This is a genomic window from Micromonospora sp. NBC_01412, from assembly GCF_045040215.1.
In the GTDB taxonomy this organism is placed as follows: domain Bacteria; phylum Actinomycetota; class Actinomycetes; order Mycobacteriales; family Micromonosporaceae; genus Micromonospora; species Micromonospora rubida.
This window is the reverse complement of record NZ_CP109528.1, coordinates 1370520-1389724: the sequence shown is the minus strand read 5'-3', so window position 1 is coordinate 1389724 and position 19205 is coordinate 1370520. Positions and strand designations below refer to the sequence as shown.

The 19205-nt window shown below is 74.5% G+C and carries 18 protein-coding genes; 9 read left to right on the top strand and 9 right to left on the bottom strand.

The genetic code is table 11. The features are described from left to right. Positions 1–95: 95 nt before the first annotated feature. The 4 genes from OG617_RS06005 to OG617_RS05990 all read right to left on the bottom strand — a co-directional run bounded on the left by OG617_RS06005 (position 96) and on the right by OG617_RS05990 (position 3512). Positions 96–1325, bottom strand: coding sequence for a PucR family transcriptional regulator (locus OG617_RS06005; protein ID WP_405099421.1), 1230 nt, complete (start codon positions 1323–1325; stop codon positions 96–98). Positions 1326–1383: 58 nt separating this feature from the next. Then, entirely contained in the window at positions 1384–2124 is a 741-nt protein-coding gene (locus tag OG617_RS06000; RefSeq protein ID WP_405099419.1) for a response regulator, read from the bottom strand. Then, positions 2121–3305, bottom strand: a complete 1185-nt coding sequence (locus OG617_RS05995; protein ID WP_405099417.1) for a sensor histidine kinase — start codon at positions 3303–3305, stop codon at positions 2121–2123. The genes OG617_RS06000 and OG617_RS05995 overlap by 4 nt, the downstream gene beginning before the upstream one ends. Positions 3306–3383: 78 nt before the next feature. Further along, entirely contained in the window at positions 3384–3512 is a 129-nt protein-coding gene (locus tag OG617_RS05990) for a hypothetical protein (protein ID WP_405099415.1), read from the bottom strand. A gap of 216 nt (positions 3513–3728) precedes the next feature. Between OG617_RS05990 and OG617_RS05985 the strand changes: the two genes are divergently transcribed. The 3 genes from OG617_RS05985 to OG617_RS05975 all read left to right on the top strand — a co-directional run bounded on the left by OG617_RS05985 (position 3729) and on the right by OG617_RS05975 (position 5723). Continuing rightward, positions 3729–4268 carry a hypothetical protein gene (locus OG617_RS05985; protein ID WP_405099413.1) on the top strand — a complete coding sequence of 180 codons (540 nt, stop codon included), beginning with the start codon at positions 3729–3731 and terminating at the stop codon, positions 4266–4268. 103 nt (positions 4269–4371) lie between these two features. Then, complete coding sequence (locus tag OG617_RS05980) at positions 4372–4701, top strand: hypothetical protein (RefSeq protein ID WP_405099411.1); 330 nt, start codon at positions 4372–4374, stop codon at positions 4699–4701. 95 nt (positions 4702–4796) lie between these two features. Next, entirely contained in the window at positions 4797–5723 is a 927-nt protein-coding gene (locus OG617_RS05975; protein ID WP_405099409.1) for an NADP-dependent oxidoreductase, read from the top strand. Positions 5724–5772: 49 nt separating this feature from the next. On the opposite strand, the gene OG617_RS05970 is transcribed toward OG617_RS05975, so the two are convergent. After that, positions 5773–6459 (bottom strand): hypothetical protein, encoded by a 687-nt coding sequence (locus OG617_RS05970; RefSeq protein WP_405099407.1) that lies wholly within the window; start codon positions 6457–6459, stop codon positions 5773–5775. A gap of 247 nt (positions 6460–6706) precedes the next feature. Between OG617_RS05970 and OG617_RS05965 the strand changes: the two genes are divergently transcribed. Further along, entirely contained in the window at positions 6707–7309 is a 603-nt protein-coding gene (locus tag OG617_RS05965) for a copper resistance CopC family protein (RefSeq protein WP_405099405.1), read from the top strand. Between the two features lie 67 nt (positions 7310–7376). Here the strand turns inward: OG617_RS05965 and gltX are convergent, their stop codons facing one another. The 3 genes from gltX to OG617_RS05950 all read right to left on the bottom strand — a co-directional run bounded on the left by gltX (position 7377) and on the right by OG617_RS05950 (position 11527). Then, positions 7377–8786: a glutamate--tRNA ligase gene (gene gltX, locus OG617_RS05960; protein WP_405099403.1), complete on the bottom strand. Its 1410-nt coding sequence runs from the start codon at positions 8784–8786 to the stop codon at positions 7377–7379. A 100-nt stretch (positions 8787–8886) separates the two neighbouring features. Further along, on the bottom strand, positions 8887–10164 hold the full coding sequence (locus tag OG617_RS05955) for an MFS transporter (RefSeq protein ID WP_405099401.1): 1278 nt from the start codon (positions 10162–10164) through the stop codon (positions 8887–8889). Between the two features lie 4 nt (positions 10165–10168). Beyond that, entirely contained in the window at positions 10169–11527 is a 1359-nt protein-coding gene (locus tag OG617_RS05950; RefSeq protein WP_405099399.1) for a GH1 family beta-glucosidase, read from the bottom strand. Between the two features lie 255 nt (positions 11528–11782). On the opposite strand from OG617_RS05950, the gene OG617_RS05945 reads away from it, so the two are divergent. Beyond that, positions 11783–12229, top strand: coding sequence for an SRPBCC domain-containing protein (locus OG617_RS05945; protein ID WP_117673365.1), 447 nt, complete (start codon positions 11783–11785; stop codon positions 12227–12229). Positions 12230–12371: 142 nt separating this feature from the next. Here the strand turns inward: OG617_RS05945 and aceE are convergent, their stop codons facing one another. After that, on the bottom strand, positions 12372–15110 hold the full coding sequence (gene aceE / locus OG617_RS05940) for a pyruvate dehydrogenase (acetyl-transferring), homodimeric type (RefSeq protein ID WP_405099397.1): 2739 nt from the start codon (positions 15108–15110) through the stop codon (positions 12372–12374). A 245-nt stretch (positions 15111–15355) separates the two neighbouring features. Here aceE and OG617_RS05935 point away from each other — a divergent pair, with 245 nt between their 5' ends. The 4 genes from OG617_RS05935 to OG617_RS05920 all read left to right on the top strand — a co-directional run bounded on the left by OG617_RS05935 (position 15356) and on the right by OG617_RS05920 (position 19103). Then, positions 15356–15778, top strand: coding sequence for a hypothetical protein (locus tag OG617_RS05935; RefSeq protein ID WP_405099395.1), 423 nt, complete (start codon positions 15356–15358; stop codon positions 15776–15778). A 55-nt stretch (positions 15779–15833) separates the two neighbouring features. Continuing rightward, positions 15834–16238, top strand: a complete 405-nt coding sequence (locus OG617_RS05930; RefSeq protein ID WP_405099393.1) for a secondary thiamine-phosphate synthase enzyme YjbQ — start codon at positions 15834–15836, stop codon at positions 16236–16238. Between the two features lie 45 nt (positions 16239–16283). Further along, positions 16284–16439, top strand: a complete 156-nt coding sequence (locus OG617_RS05925) for a hypothetical protein (RefSeq protein WP_405099391.1) — start codon at positions 16284–16286, stop codon at positions 16437–16439. Between the two features lie 171 nt (positions 16440–16610). Next, complete coding sequence (locus OG617_RS05920) at positions 16611–19103, top strand: transketolase C-terminal domain-containing protein (RefSeq protein ID WP_405103495.1); 2493 nt, start codon at positions 16611–16613, stop codon at positions 19101–19103. The last annotated feature ends 102 nt before the right edge of the window (positions 19104–19205 follow it).

Here is a 19205-nt window from a genome sequence, read left to right as displayed (position 1 = left end):
TCCGGATACCCGCCGGTCACGGTGCTACCGACCGACACCAAACCACACTAGAACCTTTGGAGGAACCCAACAGAAATCGGTGGCGGTGATCGTATTTATGGGGCCTTTTGGCGGCTTGTGCCGCTTATCGGCTGATTCGCTGCCGGGGGCACCACCGGGTCGAGCCGGCCCACGGTCAGGGCCACCTGGAGGGCGAACGCGTCCCGGGGGAGCAGCGGCGAGAACCCGGTCACCTCGGCGATCCGGCGCAGCCGGTAACGCACCGTGTTCGGGTGCACGAACAGCGCCCGGGCGGCGCTCTCCAGCGTCCCGCCGGCGGCGAAGAACGCGTCCATGGTCTCCAGCAGCTCGCCGCTGGCGCGGGCCAGCGGCGCGTACACGTCGTGGCGCAGCCGGCGGCGGGCCTCGGCGTCGCCGGCCAGGGCCCGCTCGGGCAGCAGGTCGGCCGCCGGCACCGGGCGCGGCGCGGTCGGCCAGGCCGGGGCCGCCCGGAACCCGGCCAGCGCGGCGCGGGCCGAGTCCGTGGCCTCGTCCAGGCTCGGCACCGCCGGGCCCACCACCACCGGGCCGTCGCCGAAGGCGGGCAGCAGCTTCCCGGCGGCGCCGAGCGGGTCGGCCGCCCCGCCGAGCACGATCACCAGCCGGTCGCCGTGCACCCCGCCGATCATCTCCACCCCGATCCGCCGGGCCAGCCGGTACGCGGTGTGCAGCACGGCGGCCACCTCGCCGCCGGGGGAACGGCCCACCGCGACCGCGACCGGCGGGGCATCCGACCAGCCCAGCGCGGCGGCGCGGCTGGCCAGCACGTCCGGGGAGTCCCCGCGCAGCAGGGCGTCCACCAGCAGGGCCTGCAACCGGGCGTCCCAGGAGCCGCGCGACTCGGCGGCCCGCGCGTACGCCCGGGCGGCGGAGAAGGCGATCTCCCGGGAGAACCGCAGCACCGCCTCCCGCAGCCGCTGCTCCTCGCCCTCGGCGGCCAGGGTGCCGACCTGCTCCTCGACCACCTCGATGGTCACCTTGACCAACGCCACCGTCTGCTGGAGGCTGATCGAGCGGGCCAGCGCCTGCGGCGCGGTGGCGAAGACCTCGTCGGAGACCTCCTGGGTGCTGTCGGCAGAGCCGCCGCCCTCGCGCAGCCACTGCACCAGCGACCGGGCGCCGGCCTGGGCCACCAGCATCACCCAGGAGCGCTGGTCGGCCGGGAGCGCCCGGAACCAGGGCAGCGTCTCGTCCATCCGGGCCACGCTGGCGGTGGCCAGCGCCCCCGCCGCCCGCTCGATCCGGCGCAGCGTGGCCGACAGTTCGATCCCGCCCGGCTCGCTCACCCCCCCAGCCTTCCAGAAAGCGAGGGGCCCCGGTCAACGGCACCGGTGACGCGGGCGCTCACCCCCTCGGCGGCGGGGCCGACGGTGCCCCGCCGGGCGGGGCCGGCAGGGCCAGCTCCTGCGCCAGGATCGCGGCCTGGACGCGGCTGCGCAGGTCGAGCTTGGCCAGGATCCGGCTGACGTGGGTCTTCGCGGTGCTCTCCGCCATCGCCAGCCGGGCGGCGAGCTGCTGGTTGGACAGGCCCAGCCCGAGGCAGGCCAGCACGTCCCGCTCCCGGGCGGTCAGGCCGGCCACCGCATCCCGGACGGCGGCCGGCGCCCCCGGCGCGGTGGCCGCGAACGCGCTGATCAGCCGCCGGGTCACCGCCGGGGCGATGAATCCCTCGCCCCGGGCCACCGTCCGGACGGCGGCGACCAGGGTGTCCGCGTCGGTGTCCTTGAGCAGGAAGCCGGCCGCCCCGGCCCGCAGCGCGCCGAACACGTACTCGTCGAGGTCGAAGGTGGTCAGCACCAGCACGTCGGCGAGCCGGCCGGCGACGATCTCCCGGGTGGCGGAGATGCCGTCCAGGCGGGGCATCCGCACATCCAGCACGGCGACGTCGGGGCGCAGTTCGGCGCAGAGTCGCACCGCCTCCTCCCCGTCGGCGGCCTCGCCGACCAACGCGATCCCCGGCGTGCCGGCCAGGATCAACGCCAGCCCGGCCCGCACCGCCGCCTGGTCGTCGGCGAGGACCACCCGCACCGGGCCGTCCGCTCCGTCGTCCCGCCGGCCGGTGCCGGTGGCGCCCGGGCCGCTCACGCCGGCTCCCCGGTGGGCAGCGCCGCCCGGACCCGCCAGCCCTCGTCGGCCGGGCCGGCGGCGAACTCGCCGCCCAGCAGCACCGCGCGCTCGCGCATCCCGATCAGGCCGGCACCCGCCCCGATCAGCCCCCCGCCGCCCGCTCGGACCGGGTTCGCCACGGTCACCACCACCTCCGCCGGCCGGTACGTCACGATCAGCTCCACCTCGCCCGCGCCGTGCTTCAGCGCGTTGGTCAACGACTCCTGCACGATCCGGTACGCCGCCAGGTCCACCCCTACCGGCAGCGGACGCGGCCCACCGGCCACCTCGGCCCGCACCGTCAGCCCGGCGGCCCGCATCCGGTCCACCAGTAGGTCCAGCTCGTCGAGGCGGACCCGGGTCGCGTCCTCGGCCGGGTCCGCCGCCCCCGGCGTCGGCTCCCGCAGCAGCCCGACGAGCTGGCGCATCTCCGCCATGCCCTGCACGCTGCTTTCCCGAATCACCCGCAGCGCCGAGGTCACCTGCGCCCGGTCCAGCCCTGGCACGGAGAGCACGGCGGTGGCGTGGATGGCCACTGCGCTGAGGTGATTGGCCACCACGTCGTGCAGCTCCCGGGCCATCCGGGACCGTTCGGCACGGACCGCCTCCCGCTGGTCCAGCTCGGCGAGCCGGGCGGTCTGCTCGGCCCGGGCCCGCTCGGCCGCGGCCTGGTCCCGGTACTGCCGCACGCTGATCCCCGACAGCACCGGCAGGACCGCGACCAGCACCACCGGCACGACGAGCGCCACCCCACGCCAGTTACCGGCCAGCAGCGTCCCGGCGCCGGCGGCGAGCAGGCTGAGTGCCACGGCGACCCGCAACAGCCACCGCCACAGCCGGGGCGGGCCGTACAGGCAGGAGTCGTAGAGCACCTGGGTGTAGATCAGCGCGGTGCCGAGGGTGGTGCCGAGGGCGACGTCGACGACCAGTGCCGCCGTGCCGAGGGCCAGGCCGGTCCGGGTGGCCACCCGGCGCAGGCCGACCGCCACCGACACGGCCAGCAGCGACGGCAGGAAGGCCGCCGTCGGCACGTCGGTGCGCGGGGTGATCGCCAGGTGCGAGCCGAGGCTGAGCAGCGCCAGCCCGCCCGTCAGGGAGGCGCCGGCCAGCACCAGGTCCCGGCCGGGGGTCCCGGAGCCGAGCCAGGGTGGCGGTCGCATGGCCCGATCCCACCACACCCCCAGCCGCGCCGGCTCCGCCCACGGCACGAGGCCGCGGTCCGCCGAAGGAGGTACGGCTCAGCCGTACACCGGGGTCATGACGGCGGCCAGGCGCAGGTGCCCGGCGGCCTCGGCGGGATGCCCCTGCCGGCGCAGCACCCGGCCGAGCAGCAGCCGGGCGTACGAGTCGCCGGGCTGCTCGGCCACCAGCCGCTCCAGCACCGCCGGGCCCGGCCGAGCTGCGCCGAGCCGACGTACGCGCGGGCGGCGACCAGGCGGACCCCCCGGTCGTCGCCGTGCTCGGCCAGCAGCCTGCGCGCCTGACCGGGTCCATCCTTCGGCGGACCCGGATCTCACCGTCCGCGCCGACGTCGGGGTCCGCGGCGGGCGGCATGCTGGACTCCGACGAACGGGGAGGTCGGCGTGCTGGTCGCGGTCATCATCGGGTGCGAGATCGGGTTCTGGGTGGTGCTCGCGGCGGGGCTGGTGGCCCGGTACCCGCTGCGGAGACCGCGCCTCGGCGCGGCGCTGCTGGTCTGCGTACCCCTCGTCGACCTGGTGCTGCTCGCGGCGACCGCGCTGGACCTGCGGCGCGGCGCCACCGCGGACGTCACCCACGGCGTGGCCGCCGCCTACCTGGGCTTCTCGGTGGCCTTCGGACACTCGATGGTCCGCTGGGCCGACCAGCGTTTCGCCCACCGGTTCGCCGGCGGACCGCCCCCGGTCCGGCCGCCCCGGCACGGCTGGGCGCGCACCCGGCACGAGTGGCGGGAGTGGGGCAAGGGACTGCTGGGCTGGGCCGTCGCCTGTGCGCTGCTCGGCGCCGCGATCCTCTACGTGGACGACGCCGAACGCACCCGTGAGCTGTGGAACTGGATCCAGAACCTCACCCTCGTCATCGCGATCTGGCTGGTCGCCTTCCCGGTCTGGGAGACGATCTTCCCGCGTCGCCCCAAGCGCTGAGGTGGGGTACGCGCCGCACGACGCGTCGGCCCGCCCCAGTACGGTGACAGGGCACGCGGGCCACCACCGGCCAGGCGCGACGGCGAGCTTGAGGAGACCGGGGATGGCGCACGGGGAGGCCGAGTACGGCTGCGCCCAGGGGGAGACCCGCCGGCCGGGCCACCACGACCCCCAGCAGACGGCCGAGCACCACCGCCGGCTCACCGGCCCGGTCCACCCCGTCGAGCCGACCTCCGGCCGGGCCGCCGAGCGGGGCGAGGACGACGCGGCGGTGCCCCGCCAGCGCACCCCCGAGCCGCCCGCCGACGAGCTGGGCCGGGCGGCGGCCTGCCGCAGCGACCTGCCCGGCTGGGCCGGCGCGCACCGGCACGGCCCGGTCCGCCCCCGGCACCGGGCGGTCCGCCAGGAGCGCCCGCCGCGCCGCTGGTGCTGACAGCGGCCTGACGGCCCGCCGCCGGCCCGCCCCGTGGACCGGCTCCGCCACCCGTGCCGCCCCGCGGCGACCCCGCAGCGGCTAGCGTGAGCAGGGTGAAGGCGATCGCGATCGACGCGTACGGCCCCGCCGACCGGCTCGCCGTGCGGGAGCTGCCCGACCCGCCGGTCGGGCCGGACACGGTGCTGGTGCGGGTGCGCGCGGCCGGCGTCAACCCGGTCGACTGGAAGATCCGCGAGGGGCACCTCGACGGGGCCATCCCCGCCCACTTCCCGCTGGTGCCCGGCTGGGACGCGGCCGGCGTGGTGGCCGCGGTGGGCCCGGCGGTGGCCGGGTTCGCCGTGGGCGACGAGGTGATCGGGTACGTCCGCCGCGACGACCTCCAGTACGGCACGTACGCGGAGCTGGTGCCCGCCCCGGAGCGGACGGTGGCAGACAAGCCGCTCCGCGCGTCCTGGGCGGAGGCGGCCGGGTTGCCGCTGGCCGGGCTCGCCGCGTACCAGGCGCTCCAGCTCACCCGCACCGGGGCGGGGGACACCGTGCTGGTGCACGGCGCGGCCGGCGGGGTCGGGCACCTCGCCGTCCAGATCGCCCGGGCGCTCGGCGCCGGCAAGGTGATCGGCACGGCGGGCGAGGCCAACCACGACTTCGTCCGGTCGCTCGGCGCGGAGCCGGTCAGCTACGGCGACGGGCTGCTCGACCGGGTCCGCGCGGTCGCGCCCGACGGGGTGGACGTGGCCCTGGACCTGTTCGGCGGGGCGACGCTGGACGTCTCTGCCGAGCTGCTGACCCGTCCCGCCCGGCTAGTCTCCACCGCCGACCCGGAACACGTCACCCGCCTCGGCGGCAGCTACCTGTTCGTCAGGCCGTCCACGGCGGACCTGAGCGTCCTGGCCGGGCTGGTCGACGCCGGCCGGCTCGCCGTCCACGTGGCACGGACGTTCCCGCTGGACCAGGCGGCCGAGGCGCAGCGCCTGGTCGAGCAGGGGCACGTCCGGGGCAAGGTGGTCCTGGAGATCTGACCCGCCGACCGCCCGGCCGGGGCGGCTCAGCCTGCTCGGCGGGCGTGGCTCAGCGGGTGCGGCGGCGGATCAGCAGCGCGATCCCGGCCAGCCCGAGGGTGATCACCAGCATCACCCCGACGTTGAGCAGCAGTAGCCGCTGCAACTCGCCGAGGGCCTCGTCGAGGTCCTGGCCCGGGTTCAGCGACTCGTCCGGGAGCACCCGCTCGCCGCCGCCGCCGCCGCCGACCGTGTCGAACTGCTGCTCCAGCGGCACCCCGGCCGTGCGCAGGGCCTCCGACATGTTCAGCCGGCCGAGGAACCAGCCGGCCTTGGCCTTCGGGGACGGGCCCGGCTGCTTCGCCGGCCGATACACCCGTGGGCCGCCCTTGGCCAGCGGGTAAAGGTCGTACGTCTGGGTGGCGATCTCCCCGGCGAACACCACCACCGTGTACTTCGGGCCGAGGTCCTTCGCGGCCGGGCCGGAGGGCGAGCCGGTGCGACCCAGCCAGCTCACCTGGTCGATGACCGCGACCACCGCGGCGGGGTGGGTGGCGGCCCGCAGCCGCAGCGGCTCGGCGAGCCGGTCACCGGTGATGTCCACACCGGCGGGCTGCGGTTTCGGGGCGGCCGGCACCGCGACGCGCGCCGGGCCGGCGGTCCGCGCCGGGCCACCCGCGTGGGCCGGTCCCGTGAGGACCGCCGCCAGCAGCATCCCTGCGGCCAACGCGATCAGCCGCCTCACCTGTCGGACCATCGCCGCCTCCTCGCCCCGTTTCGATTTGGATGGCTTCACTGCGGGTCACGCGTTGGTCGGTCGATGGCGGTGACCATGCCCCAGGGCGGGCGCCCACCTCTAAGACTGTGCGGAACGTCGATCAGTTGCAGCTACTGGATCGGGAATTGGAACTATCTGCGATCCTGGGCCGACTAACCAGTCAGCCGTTCATTAGCGGGCGGATAGTACCTTTCCGGAGGGGTTCATGGGGGGCACGTTCCCACGCGTGGCACGTACCTGGGTAGTGGTTCTCGGTGTGTCGCTCGGTGTGTCGCTGGCGCTCCCGGCGGCGCCGGCGTCGGCGCACAATTCGCTGACCGGCAGCAACCCGGAGAACGGCGCACGGGTGGCCGCCGCGCCGGCCCGGATCGAGCTTCGCTTCCTGGCGAAGCCGGACCCGGGTACGACGAAGATCACATTGACCGGTCCGGACAACGTGGCCGCGCTCGGGGGCGAGCCCACCTTCTCCGGCAGCCGGGTGAGCGTCCCGTTCGCGCCCGGCGCCGCCGGCCTCTACGTCGTCGGGTACCAGGTCGCCTCGGGCGACGGCCACCCGATCAAGGGCGAGGTGCGGTTCACCCTCACCACCGGCACCCCGGCCCAGCCTCCTTCGTCGTCCCCGGCCACCGACCCGACCGCGAGCGCCACCCCGACGGCCGTGCCGTCGTCACCGGCCGCCGCGACGAGCCCGCCGGCGGCTGACCCGGCCGCCGCCGAACGCTCGGACGACGACGGCGGTGCCGGCTGGCTCTGGGCGCTCGGTGGGCTCGTCGTCCTCGCGGCCCTCGCCGCCGGCCTCCTGCTGCGCCGCCGCTCGCCCCGCCCCTGACCCGGCGAGTCCGGGCACTGACGGCGAAGGGCCCGCCGGGTCACCGGCGGGCCCTTCGCGTGCCAGGTCAGGGCAGGCGGAGACGCGCGGCGCGCAGCCGGGTGAGGGTGCGCTCGCGGCCGAGGACCTCCAGCGACTCGAACAGCGGCAGGCCCACGGTGCGGCCGGTGACCGCGACCCGGACCGGTGCCTGAGCCTTGCCGAGCTTGAGGCCGCGCTCCGCGCCGACCGCCTCCAGCGTCGACTTCAGCGAGTCGGCGTCCCACGACTCCAGCGCCTCGAACGCGACCACCGCCGCGTCCAGCAGCTCGGCCGCGCCCTCCTTCATCGCCTTGGTCCAGGCGGCCTCGTCGATCAGCGGCGAGGCCAGGAAGAGGAAGTCGACGTTCGGCACGATCTCGCTGAGCACGGCGATCCGGGTCTGGGCCAGGGGGGCGACCGCGGCGAACGCGTCCGCGTCGAACTCCTCCGGCTGCCACGGCGGCGGGGCGATGGTGTCGGTGCCGGTCAGCCACGGCTGGCAGGCCGCGACGAACTCGTCCACCGGCAGCGCCCGGATGTAGTCGCCGTTGAACGCGCGCAGCTTCTTCTCGTCGAAGAACGCGGGGGAGGGGTTGACCTCCGCCAGCCGGAACTCCTCCTCGATCACCGACCAGGGCACGATCTCCCGGTCGCCGGACGGCGCCCAGCCCAGCAACATCAGGTAGTTGCGCATCGCGGCGGCGAGGTAGCCCTCGTCCCGGAACGCCTCCAAGGCGACCTTGTCCCGCCGCTTGGACAGCTTCTGCCGCTTCTCGTTGACCACCACCGGCACGTGCGCCCAGATCGGCGGCGTGACCCCGAGGGCGTCCCAGAGGAGCTGCTGCTTCGGGGTGTTGGGCAGGTGCTCCTCGGCCCGGATCACGTGGGTGATCCCCATGGTCATGTCGTCGACGACGTTGGCCAGCAGGAACACCGGCGAGCCGTCGCCCCGGGCGATGACGAAGTCCTCGATCAGCTTGTTCTCGAAGGTCGGCTCGCCGCGGATCAGGTCGACCACCACGGTCTCGCCGGAATCGGGGGTCCGGAAGCGCAGCGCCCGGCCCTCGCCCGGCGTCAGGCCCCGGTCCCGGCAGAAGCCGTCGTAGCCCTGGTACTGCGAGCCGGTGCGGGCCTGCACGGCGTCGCGGGTGCAGTCGCAGTAGTACGCCTGGCCGGCCTCGAACAGGCGCTGGGCGGCGGCGCGGTGCTCCCCGGCGTACGACGACTGGAAGTGCGGGCCCTCGTAGCTGCCCCGGGCGATGCCGATCCAGTCCAGCGCCGAGAGGATGCCCTCGGTCCACTCCGGCTTGTTGCGGGCCGCGTCGGTGTCCTCGATGCGGAGCACGAACACTCCGCCCTGCTGCTTGGCGTAGATCCAGTTCTGCAGGGCCGAGCGGGCACCGCCGACGTGGAACATACCGGTCGGGGAAGGGGCGAAGCGCACACGTACCGTCACGTCCCCCAGCCTACGGCCGCCGGCCGGCGCCTTCCGCGAGGGGGCCCGGGCCCTCTCCTCGGCGTCTTCCCCGAGCGGCCCGGGCCCCCCTCCGGGCGGGTCAGGCCACCGAGCGGATCTTGACCACCAGGACGCTGCCGAGCAGGGTGACCACCGCGGTGGCCGCGTACAGGGTGGGGTAGCCGCCCAGGTGCACCACGAGCGGGGCGGACAGCGCCGGGCCGAGCACCTGCGGCGCGGAGTTGGCGATGTTGATCACCCCGAGGTCCTTGGCCCGGTCGGTGGCCGTCGGCAGCACCTCGGTGATCAGCGCCGCGTCGACGGACAGGTAGACGCCGTAGCCCGCGCCGAGCAGCAGCGCGGCGACCACGGCCATCGACCAGACCGGCGCGACGGCCAGCAGCGTCGCGGCCACCGCCATCACCACGCCCGAGGTGATCACGAAGACCTTCCGTCGCCCGGACCGGTCGGACAGCCGGCCGGCGACCACGGCGGTGAGGATCATCCCGAGGGTGTAGAGCAGGATCAGGATCAGCAGCCCGCCCTCGGGATCGGGGTGGCGCACCCCGTCGGTGAGGAAGTACAGCAGGTACAGGGTGCCCAGCGCGTTGCCGAGCTGGACCAGGAACCGGGTGATCCAGGCCCAGGCGAAGTCGGGGTGCCGGCGCGGGCTGATCCACATCGAGGCGAGCAGCGTGCGCAGCCGCAGCGCCGGGCGGTGCTCCCGGGGCAGCGGGTCGTCGGCGGTGAGCAGCGCGAACGGCAGCGACAGCAGCAGCACGGCCAGCGCGACCGCGGCGTACCCGGCGGCGTTGCCGGTCACCAGGGCGGTCACCAGCACCGCGCCGAGCACCAGGCCGAGCGACTGCGGGATGCCGATCCAGCCGGAGACGCCACCGCGCTGCGCCACCGGCACCCGGTCCGGGAGGCCGGCGGTGAGGCTGGCCAGCATCGCGTTGAAGCAGACCTGGGCGGCCACCCAGCCGACCGCCACCCCGGCGATCGTGTTCTGCCGGGCCAGCAGCAGCAGGGCGAGCGCCCCGAGGACCGCGCCGCCGGCCGTCCAGACGTGCCGGCGGCCCAGCTCCCGGCCGCCCAGCCGCAGGCAGGTCCGGTCCGACAGCGCCCCGGCGAGCGGGTTGGCCAGCACGGCGGCGAGCGCGCCGAGGCCGGTGACCACGGCGAACATGGCCTCCTTGTCGCCCGGTGCGATCCGCTCGATCTGCTGGGGCAGCAGCACCTGGATGGGGGTGAAGAAGGCCATCCACACCCCGAGGTTCGCGGCGAAGATCAGCGAGATCCAGCCCCGCCGCACCGGCGCGATCGGCTCGGCGAGCGCCGCCGGCAGCGTGGCCGGCGGCGGGTCGACGGTGGTCACGGCCCTACTCCGCGCTCGGTGTCGCGGGGCGCGCCGGCCGGGTGACGGCGTCGCGGAACCAGGCGTACGACGACTTGGGCGTGCGGGCGCCGGTGGCGAAGTCGACGTGCACCAGGCCGAACCGCTTGGTGAAGCCCTCCGCCCACTCCCAGTTGTCCAGCAGCGACCAGACGAAGTACCCGGTCACGTCCACGCCGTCGTCGATCGCCGCCCGCACGGCGCGCAGGTGCCCGTCCAGGTAGGTGATCCGCTCCGGGTCGTGGACCCGGCCGTCGGCGTCCGGCGCGTCGTCGTAGGCGCAGCCGCTCTCGGTGACCTGGATCGGCGGCAGCCGGTCGCCGTACCGGTCGCGCAGGCCCGTGAGCAGCTCGCGCAGCCCCTCGGGCACGACCGGCCAGTCGAACGCGGTACGCGGGTACCCGGCCAGCTCGACCAGATCGAACGGCAGCGGCGAGTCCGCGTCGGCGGCCCGTACGCCGGTCGGGTTGTAGTAGTTGACGCCGAGCACGTCGATCGGCGCGGCGATCACCGCGAGGTCGCCGTCGCGGACGGCCCCCACGTCGGCACCGGGGACGTCGGGGTAGCCGAGGCCGAGCAGCGGGTCGGTGAACAGCCGGTTGTGCAGCGCGTCGTACGCGTCGGCGGCGGCCCGGTCGGCGTCGGTGTCGCCAGCCACCCGCACGGGCGAGTAGTTGTTGGTGATGGCCACCGGGCTCGTGGTGCGGGCGCGCAGCGCGGCGACGGCGAGCCCGTGCCCGAGGAGCTGGTGGTGGGCCACCGGGAACGCGCCGAACAGCAGCGTCCGGCCGGGGGCGTGCTGGCCGGTGCCGTAGCCGAGGCTCATCTGCACGAACGGCTCGTTGAGGGTGATCCACAGCTTCACCCGGTCGCCGAGCCGGGCGGCCACCAGGTCGGCGTACTCCGCGAACCGGGCGGCGGTGTCCCGGTTCAGCCAGCCGCCCGCGTCCTCCAGCGGCTGCGGCAGGTCCCAGTGGTACAGGGTGGCGACCGGGTCGATGCCGGCGGCGGCCAGGTCGTCGACGAGCCGGTCGTAGAAGTCCAGGCCGGCGGCGTTGGCCGGGCCGGTGCCGCCGGGCTGGACCCGGGGCCAGGCGACCGAGAACCGGTACGCCGACACGCCGAGCCCGGCCATCAGCGCGACGTCCTCGCCGTGGCGGTGCCAGTGGTCGCAGGCGACGTCGCCGGTGCTGCTGTCGGCGACCAGCCCGGGGGTGTGCGCGAAGGTGTCCCAGATGGACGGCCCGCGTCCGGCGGCCGTCGTGGCCCCCTCGATCTGGTACGCGGCGGTGGCGACGCCCCAGCGGAATCCGGCCGGGAACTCGGGCAGCGGCTCGGTGGTCATGCGCCCTCCAGGCGAGTCGAGATCGGACGGCGTTCGCGGGCCCGTGGGGACGCCGGCAGCGCGACCCACGGGACGCCCGCGAAACGCGAAACGTGTTCGGACTCTAGGCCCCCGACGGTCGATCGCGCCATAGGCGGCCGGCGATCGGCGCGCAAGGGTTTTCGGCGTGTCTTTTCCGAAGAAGTCCTAGTAAGTCCGTTTTCATGCATAGAGTGCGGAATATCGCGGATGTCCTCAGTGGGGGAAAGAACGAAAATGATCCTCGTGGAACGCAGTGCGCACGTGGCGGCGCCGGTGGAAGCGGTCTGGGAAGTCGTCCAGCGGGCCGAGCAGTTGCCGGCCTGGCTGGCGGGGGTCCGTGCGGCCGAGGTGCTCTCGGGGGAGGGCTTCGGTCGCCGGCAGCTGGTCCAGGCCGGGCGCGGGTCGGCGCACGAGGCCGAGGTGATCGCCTACCAGGAGCCGAACCTGATCGGCTGGCGGGAGCGCGCCAAGGGCGCCGGGGCCCGGGCCGAGGCCCGGACCGAGATCTACGTCCAGCTCACCGGAGACGAGGAGGAGGGCGGGACCGTCGTGCGGCTCATCGTCGTACGCTGGCCGGCCGGCCCGGTCAAGGCCGCCCTGCTCCGGCTCGGGTTGCGTCGGGTCGGCGCCGACCTGGAGGACTCGCTGGCCCGGCTCACCGATCTGGCCGCCGTCGGCTGACCGGGCCCGTCCCGGCGTCACCCGCGATGGTGATGGTCCGGCGCCCCCGCCAGGGACGCCGGACCATCACCCTGTCCGGGGTGGGGTAGACGAAGGGCCCGGCGCGGTGATCACCGCCCCGGGCCCTTCCACTTTCGCTGCCTTAGCTGTCGCCGCCGGTCTCGCCGACCGGCGCCGCGTTGACGTCGCCGATCGCGTACTTCTTGGCAGCCTCGGCCGGAACCGTGGCCGGCACCGTGCCGCGCAGCGCGAGCTGCCGCAGCGTCGCGACCGCCACCGACTCGGCGTCGACGTGGAAGTGCCGGCGCAGCGCGTGCCGGGTGTCGGACATGCCGAAACCGTCCGTGCCGAGCGAGGTGTAGTCGCCCGGCACCCAGCGGGCGATCAGGTCCGGCACCGCGCGCATCCAGTCGCTGACCGCGACCTTCGGCCCGTCGGCGTCGGCCAGCTTCTGCTGGATGTACGGCACCCGCTGCTCCGCGCCCGGGTTGAGCAGGTTGTGCTCCTCGCACTGCACCGCGTCGCGGCGCAGCTCGGCCCAGGAGGTCACCGACCAGACGTCGGCGGCCACCCCCCAGTCCTGGGCGAGCAACTGCTGGGCCTTGAGCGCCCACTGCATGCCGGTGCCGGAGGCCAGGATGTTGGCCTTCGGGCCGTCGACCTGCGGGGCGGGGGAGTAGCGGTAGATGCCCTTGAGCAGGCCCTCCACGTCAACGCCCGCCGGCTCCGCCGGCTGGTGGATCGGCTCGTTGTAGATGGTCAGGTAGTAGAAGATGTTCTCCGGCTGCTCCCCGTACATCCGGTGCAGGCCGTTCTCCACGATGTGCGCCAGCTCGAACGCGAACGCCGCGTCGTAGGCGACCACCGCCGGGTTCGTGGCGGCGAGCAGCAGCGAGTGGCCGTCCTCGTGCTGGAGGCCCTCGCCGTTGAGCGTGGTCCGCCCGGCGGTCGCGCCGAGCACGAAGCCCCGCGCCATCTGGTCGGCCGCCGCCCAGAAGCCGTCGCCGGTGCGCTGGAAGCCGAACATCGAGTAGAAGATGTACAGCGGGATCATCGGCTCGCCGTGGGTGGCGTACGAGGTGCCGGCGGCGGTGAACGAGGCCACCGAGCCGGCCTCGTTGATGCCCTCGTGCAGGATCTGCCCGGTCGTCGACTCCTTGTACGACAGGAACAGCTCCCGGTCGACCGAGGTGTACCGCTGGCCGTGCGGCGAGTAGATCTTCGCTGTGGGGAAGAGCGAGTCCATGCCGAAGGTGCGGGCCTCGTCCGGGATGATCGGCACCCAGCGCTTGCCGAACTCCTTGTCCTTCATGATGTCCTTGAGCAGGCGGACGAAGGCCATCGTGGTGGCCACCTTCTGCTTGCCGGAGCCGCGCTTGACGTCGGCGAACCGCTCGCTGCCCGGGATCGCCAGCGCCTTGCCGGCGGTCCGCCGGGACGGCAGGTAACCGCCGAGCTGCTGCCGCCGTTCCTTCAGGTACGCGATCTCGTCGGACTTCTCGTCCGGCTGGTAGTACGGCGGGAGGTAGGGGTTCTCCTCCAGCTTCTTGTCCGGGATGTCCAGGTAGAGCCGGTCGCGGAAGAGCTTCAGGTCCTCCAGCGTCAGCTTCTTCATCTGGTGGGTGGCGTTGCGGCCCTCGAAGTGCGAGCCGAGCGTCCAGCCCTTGATCGTCTTGGCCAGGATCACCGTCGGCTGGCCGGTGTGCTCCGTCGCCGCCTTGTAGGCCGCGTAGAGCTTGCGGTAGTCGTGGCCGCCCCGCTTGAGGTTCCAGATCTCGTCGTCGGTGAACCCCTCGACCATCTTGCGGGTCCGCTGGTCGCGGCCGAAGAAGTGCTCCCGCACGTACGCCCCGGACTCCGCCTTGTAGGTCTGGTAGTCGCCGTCGGGCGTGGTGTTCATCAGGTTGACCAGCGCGCCGTCGGTGTCGGCGGCGAGCAGCGGGTCCCACTCGCGGCCCCAGACCACCTTGATGACGTTCCAGCCGGCGCCCCGGAAGAACGCCTCCAGCTCCTGCATGATCTTGCCGTTGCCCCGGACCGGCCCGTCGAGCCGCTGGAGGTTGCAGTTGATCACGAAGGTGAGGTTGTCCAGCTCCTCGCGGGCGGCCACGCCGATCGCGCCGAGCGACTCCACCTCGTCCATCTCGCCGTCGCCGAGGAACGCCCAGACGTGCTGCTGCGAGGTGTCCTTGATGCCCCGGTGGTGCAGGTACCGGTTGAACCGGGCCTGGTAGATCGCGTTCAGCGGGCCGAGACCCATGGAGACCGTCGGGAACTCCCAGAAGTCCGGCATCAGCCGCGGGTGCGGGTACGACGGCAGCCCGCCGCCCGGGTGGGACAGCTCCTGGCGGAACCCGTCGAGCTGGTTCTCGCTCAGCCGCCCCTCCAGGTACGCGCGCGCGTACATGCCGGGGGAGGCGTGGCCCTGGTAGAAGATGTGGTCGCCACCGCCCGGGTGGTCCTTACCCCGGAAGAAGTGGTTGAAGCCCACCTCGTAGAGCGACGCCGAGCTGGCGAAGGTGGAGATGTGCCCGCCGACGCCGATCTCGGGGCGCTGCGCGCGGTGCACCAGCATCGCCGCGTTCCACCGGATGTACGCCCGGATCCGCCGCTCGATGTGCTCGTCACCCGGGAACCACGGCTCGTGCTCCGGCGGGATGGTGTTGATGTAGTCGGTGGTGGTCAGCGACGGCACCCCGACCTGACGCTCGCGCGCCCGCTCCAGCAGACGAAGCATGACGTACCGGGCGCGTTTGGTTCCGCGCTCGTCGATCACTCCGTCGAGCGACTCGACCCATTCGCCGGTCTCTTCGGGGTCGATATCCGGAAGCTGGCTCGGCAGACCGGCGGTGATCACCGGGCGCTTGCGTTCCGTGGCCACAGGCGTTCCCTCGGTTGTGTGTGGGACAGGTCTCTAGATGCCATCCTGCCTCCTCCCGGCGGTGATCGTCACGCCTGCCTCCCCCAGACGCGACGCTGAACACAGGTACCCGTCGGTAACATTTGGGTCGGCCGCTCCACCCGGAGCCCGGGCCCCGCCCCGGCCGGAACGGTCCGGCCCGCGCCCCGGGATCACCCCCCGCCCGACGCGTTGGGCGGGTTGCCCGCGTCCCCTACCGTCGGGACATGACGATGCTGCGGGCAGTGGCGAGCGCACTCGTACTGGTCGGCGGGCTCATTCTCCTGCTGGCGCTGATCGGGCTCGCCGGCGGCGAGCCCGACGCGGCCCTGGCCGGGGTGCTCGGCCTGGCCCTGTTGGCGGTGGGCCTGGTGCTGTTCAACCGGGCGGGCCGCCGGCGCGGCGGGTACCACCACCCCGCCACGGGTGAACCGGCCGGCCTGTACGGCTCCGGCACCTACGGCTTGGGTGCCGGCGCCGACCACTCGGGCGGCGGCCGGTGGGGCGACTCGGGGCCGGGGGACTCCGGCTCCGGCTGGTCGGGCGGCGCTGACCACTCCGGCGGTGACCACTCCGGTGGTGGCTGGTCGGGCGGGGACTCGGGCGGCTGGTCGGGCGGCGGCGACAGCGGGGGCGGCGGAAGCTGCTGACCGCCGTCCCGGCGGCTGCCGGCGGGCCCGCCGCGTCTCGGGCAGAATGCGCCGTATGCGCACCGAGGTGATCACCGTCCAGACCGGGTCCCGGCCGACCGTCCGGGACATCACCGCCGAGGCTGAACGGTTCGTCTCGGGCCTGGGCGACGGCCTGCTGCACGTCTTCGTGCCGCACGCCACCGCCGGCCTGGCGGTGATCGAGACCGGCTCGGGCTCCGACGACGACCTGCTGCGGGCGCTGGACGACCTGCTGCCCACCGACGACCGCTGGCAGCACCGGCACGGCTCGCGGGGGCACGGGCGGGACCACGTTCTGCCCGCCTTCGTCCCGCCGTACGCGACCCTGCCGGTGGTCGACGGGCGGCTCGCGCTGGGCACCTGGCAGTCGATCTGCCTGGTCGACACCAACGGCGACAACCCCACCCGCCAGGTCCGCCTCTCGTTCCTGCCGGGCTGACCCGTGGGGCGGGCACAGCCCTCTGACCGCCGGCCGAAGACGCTGGTGGTCACCGAGGCCGGCCGGCGGATGCGCGGCCACGGCGACCGGGTGATGTCAGACTCCCGACTGCTCGCCGGGCTCACCCACACCGAGCCGGCCACCCTGCGCGAGCTGGTGTGGAAGGCCTCCGACGGCGGCTGCCCGCAGCGGGAGGACTGAGCCGCCCCGGGCGGATCGTGTCCGAGTGGGCGAGCGGGCGCCGAGTCGGTAATGCTGTCCGACGTGACCACCGCGCAAGATCTCGACGACAGGTTCCGGGAGACCCTCGCCAAACTGGCCGCCGCGCCCCGGCGGCGTGACCCGGCCGAGCCCGTCCGCGACGGCACGGCGCTGACCGGGGCGCAACTGCTGGACCTCTTCGACGCCCAGGTCACCAGCCGGCAACTCGACCTCGCCGGGCGGTGGCTGCGCAGCTTCGGCGAGGGCTTCCACACCACGGGATCGGCCGGCCACGAGGGCAACGCGGCGGTCGCCGCCGCCCTGCGGCCCGGCGACCCCGCCCTGCTGCACTACCGCTCGGGCGCGTTCTACTGCCTCCGGGCCGCCCTGGCCGCCGGCCGGACCGCCTTCCCCGACCCCGCCTTCCCCGACCCGGCCGGGAGTAGCACCGACGAGGGCGGCCCGGACGGCCACGCCGACCCCGGCCGCCCAGACGCAGCCCCAGACCCAGACGCTGCCGCCGACACCGACACCGACACCGACGCCACCGACACCGACGCCGGCTCGGCCGTCCCGGCCGGTCCGATCAGCTCGGCCGGCGCGGTCCACCCGAGCGGCCCGTCGGCCGACCCCGTGGCGCGGGGCGACGCCGCCGAGGGGGCCGGCCCGGCGGGGGAGACCGACCCGGAGGACGCGTACGCCGGAGCGGCCCGCGACGTGCTGCGTGGCATGGTCGCCTCCGCCCGGGAGCCGATCGCCGGGGGCCGGCACAAGGTCTTCGGCCGGGCCGACCTCGCCGTCGTCCCGACCACCTCCACCATCGCCTCGCACCTGCCCCGGGCGGTCGGCGTGGGCCTGGCCCTGGAGCGGCTGCGCCGGCGCGACCCGGCCGGGCGGCCGGCCGGGGCGGCCCCGGCCGGCGACGTCGGGCAGCCGCCCCGCTCGCCCTGGCCGCCGGACGCCATCGTCGTCTGCTCGTTCGGCGACGCCTCGGTCAACCACGCCAGCGCCACCGCCGCGTTCAACACCGCGGGCTGGTACGACCACACCGGTCTGCGTATCCCGGTGCTCTTCGTCTGCGAGGACAACGGCCTCGGTGCCAGCGTCCGCTCGCCCAGGGGCTGGGTGGAGGCGACGCTGCGGGCCAAGCCGGGCATCCGCTACTTCGCCGCCGACGGGACCGACCCGGTGCACACGTACGAGGCGGCGGTGGAGGCGGCCGGCTGGGTGCGCCGGCACCGGCGGCCGGCCGTGCTGCACCTGTCCACCGTGCGGCTGATGGGACACGCGGGGGGCGACGCTGAGGCCGCGTACCGCCGCCCCGGGGAGCTGGCCGCGGACCTGGCGCGGGATCCGCTGCTGGCCACCGCGCGGCTGCTGGTCGAGGCCGGCACGGCCACCGCCGAGGAGCTGCTGACCCGGTACGACGAGCGCGGCTGGCAGGTACGCCGGATCGCCGAGGAGGTGCTCGGCGAGCCGAAACTCGCCTCCGCGGCCGAGGTGGTCGCCGAGATCGCTCCCCGGCGGCCGGCCCGGGTGGCCCGCGCCGTGGCCGACGCGGCGACCCGGGCCGCCGGGCCCGGCGCGGTCGCCCGGGCCGAGGCGTTCGGCGGTCGGCTGCCCGAGCTGGCCGGCCCGCTCACCCTGGCCCAGAGCATCAACGCCGCCCTCGCCGACGGCATGCTCGACCACCCCGGGATGGTCGTTTTCGGCGAGGACGTCGCCGCCAAGGGCGGGGTGTACGAGGTGACCAAGGGTCTGCGCGACCGGTTCGGCGCGGCCAGGGTCTTCGACACCCTGCTCGACGAGACCTCGATCCTCGGGCTCGGGCTGGGCGCCGGGCTGGCCGGGCTGCTGCCGGTGCCGGAGATCCAGTATCTGGCGTACCTGCACAACGCCGAGGACCAGCTCCGCGGCGAGGCGGCCACCATGCGGTTCTTCTCCTCGGGCGCGTTCCGCAACCCGATGGTGGTCCGGGTGGCCGGGCTGGCGTACCAGGAGGGCTCCGACGGGCACTTCCACAACGACAACTCCCTCGCCGTGCTCCGCGACGTGCCGGGCCTGGTGATCGCCGTGCCGGCCCGCCCGGACGACGCCGCGCCGATGCTGCGCGCCTGCCTGGCGAGCGCGGCGGTGGACGGCAGCGTCTGCGTCTTCGTCGAGCCGATCGCGCTCTACCACACCCGCGACCTGTACGCCGAAAGTGACGGCGAGTGGCTGGCCGACTATCCGGAGCCGGAGGCGTGGCCGGCCGGGCACGCCCCGGTCGGGCGGGCCCGGGTGTACGGCGTGGGCTCGGCCGAGGACGTCACCATCATCACCTTCGGTAACGGCGTACGGATGTCGTTGCGCGCCGCCGCCGCCCTCGCCGACGAGGGGGTCGGCACCCGGGTGGTGGACCTGCGCTGGATCGCGCCGCTGCCGGTCGCGGACATCGTCCGGGAGGCCTCCGCGACCGGCCGGGTGCTGGTCGTGGACGAGACGCGCCGGTCCGGCGGGGTCGGGGAGGGGGTGCTCGCGGCGCTGGTGGACGGGGGATACGTCGGAGCGGCGCTGCGGGTGGCGGCAATAGACTCGTTTGTACCATTAGGCCCGGCGGCGCGCCAGGTGCTGGTCTCCGAGAAGGCCATCACCCAGGGTGCCCGTACGCTGCTGGCACGGTAAATTCCGATCCACCCGGTGCGCCACTTGCGCGGGGAGCTACGAGTGTGTGGACTCTGCCTGACGGCATCGCAACGATGCCGCGAGCAGAGACGAGATGAGGAG

Excerpts from the sequence above, each read along its gene's own strand:
- OG617_RS05980 (WP_405099411.1), top strand. The coding sequence starts at position 4,372 with ATGGCGCACGGGGAGGCCGAGTACGGCTGCGCCCAGGGGGAGACCCGC.
- OG617_RS05945 (WP_117673365.1), top strand. The coding sequence starts at position 11,783 with ATGATCCTCGTGGAACGCAGTGCGCACGTGGCGGCGCCGGTGGAAGCG.
- OG617_RS05935 (WP_405099395.1), top strand. The coding sequence starts at position 15,356 with ATGACGATGCTGCGGGCAGTGGCGAGCGCACTCGTACTGGTCGGCGGG.
- OG617_RS05930 (WP_405099393.1), top strand. The coding sequence starts at position 15,834 with ATGCGCACCGAGGTGATCACCGTCCAGACCGGGTCCCGGCCGACCGTC.
- OG617_RS05995 (WP_405099417.1), bottom strand. The coding sequence starts at position 3,305 with ATGCGACCGCCACCCTGGCTCGGCTCCGGGACCCCCGGCCGGGACCTG.
- OG617_RS05950 (WP_405099399.1), bottom strand. The coding sequence starts at position 11,527 with ATGACCACCGAGCCGCTGCCCGAGTTCCCGGCCGGATTCCGCTGGGGC.
- OG617_RS05970 (WP_405099407.1), bottom strand. The coding sequence starts at position 6,459 with ATGGTCCGACAGGTGAGGCGGCTGATCGCGTTGGCCGCAGGGATGCTG.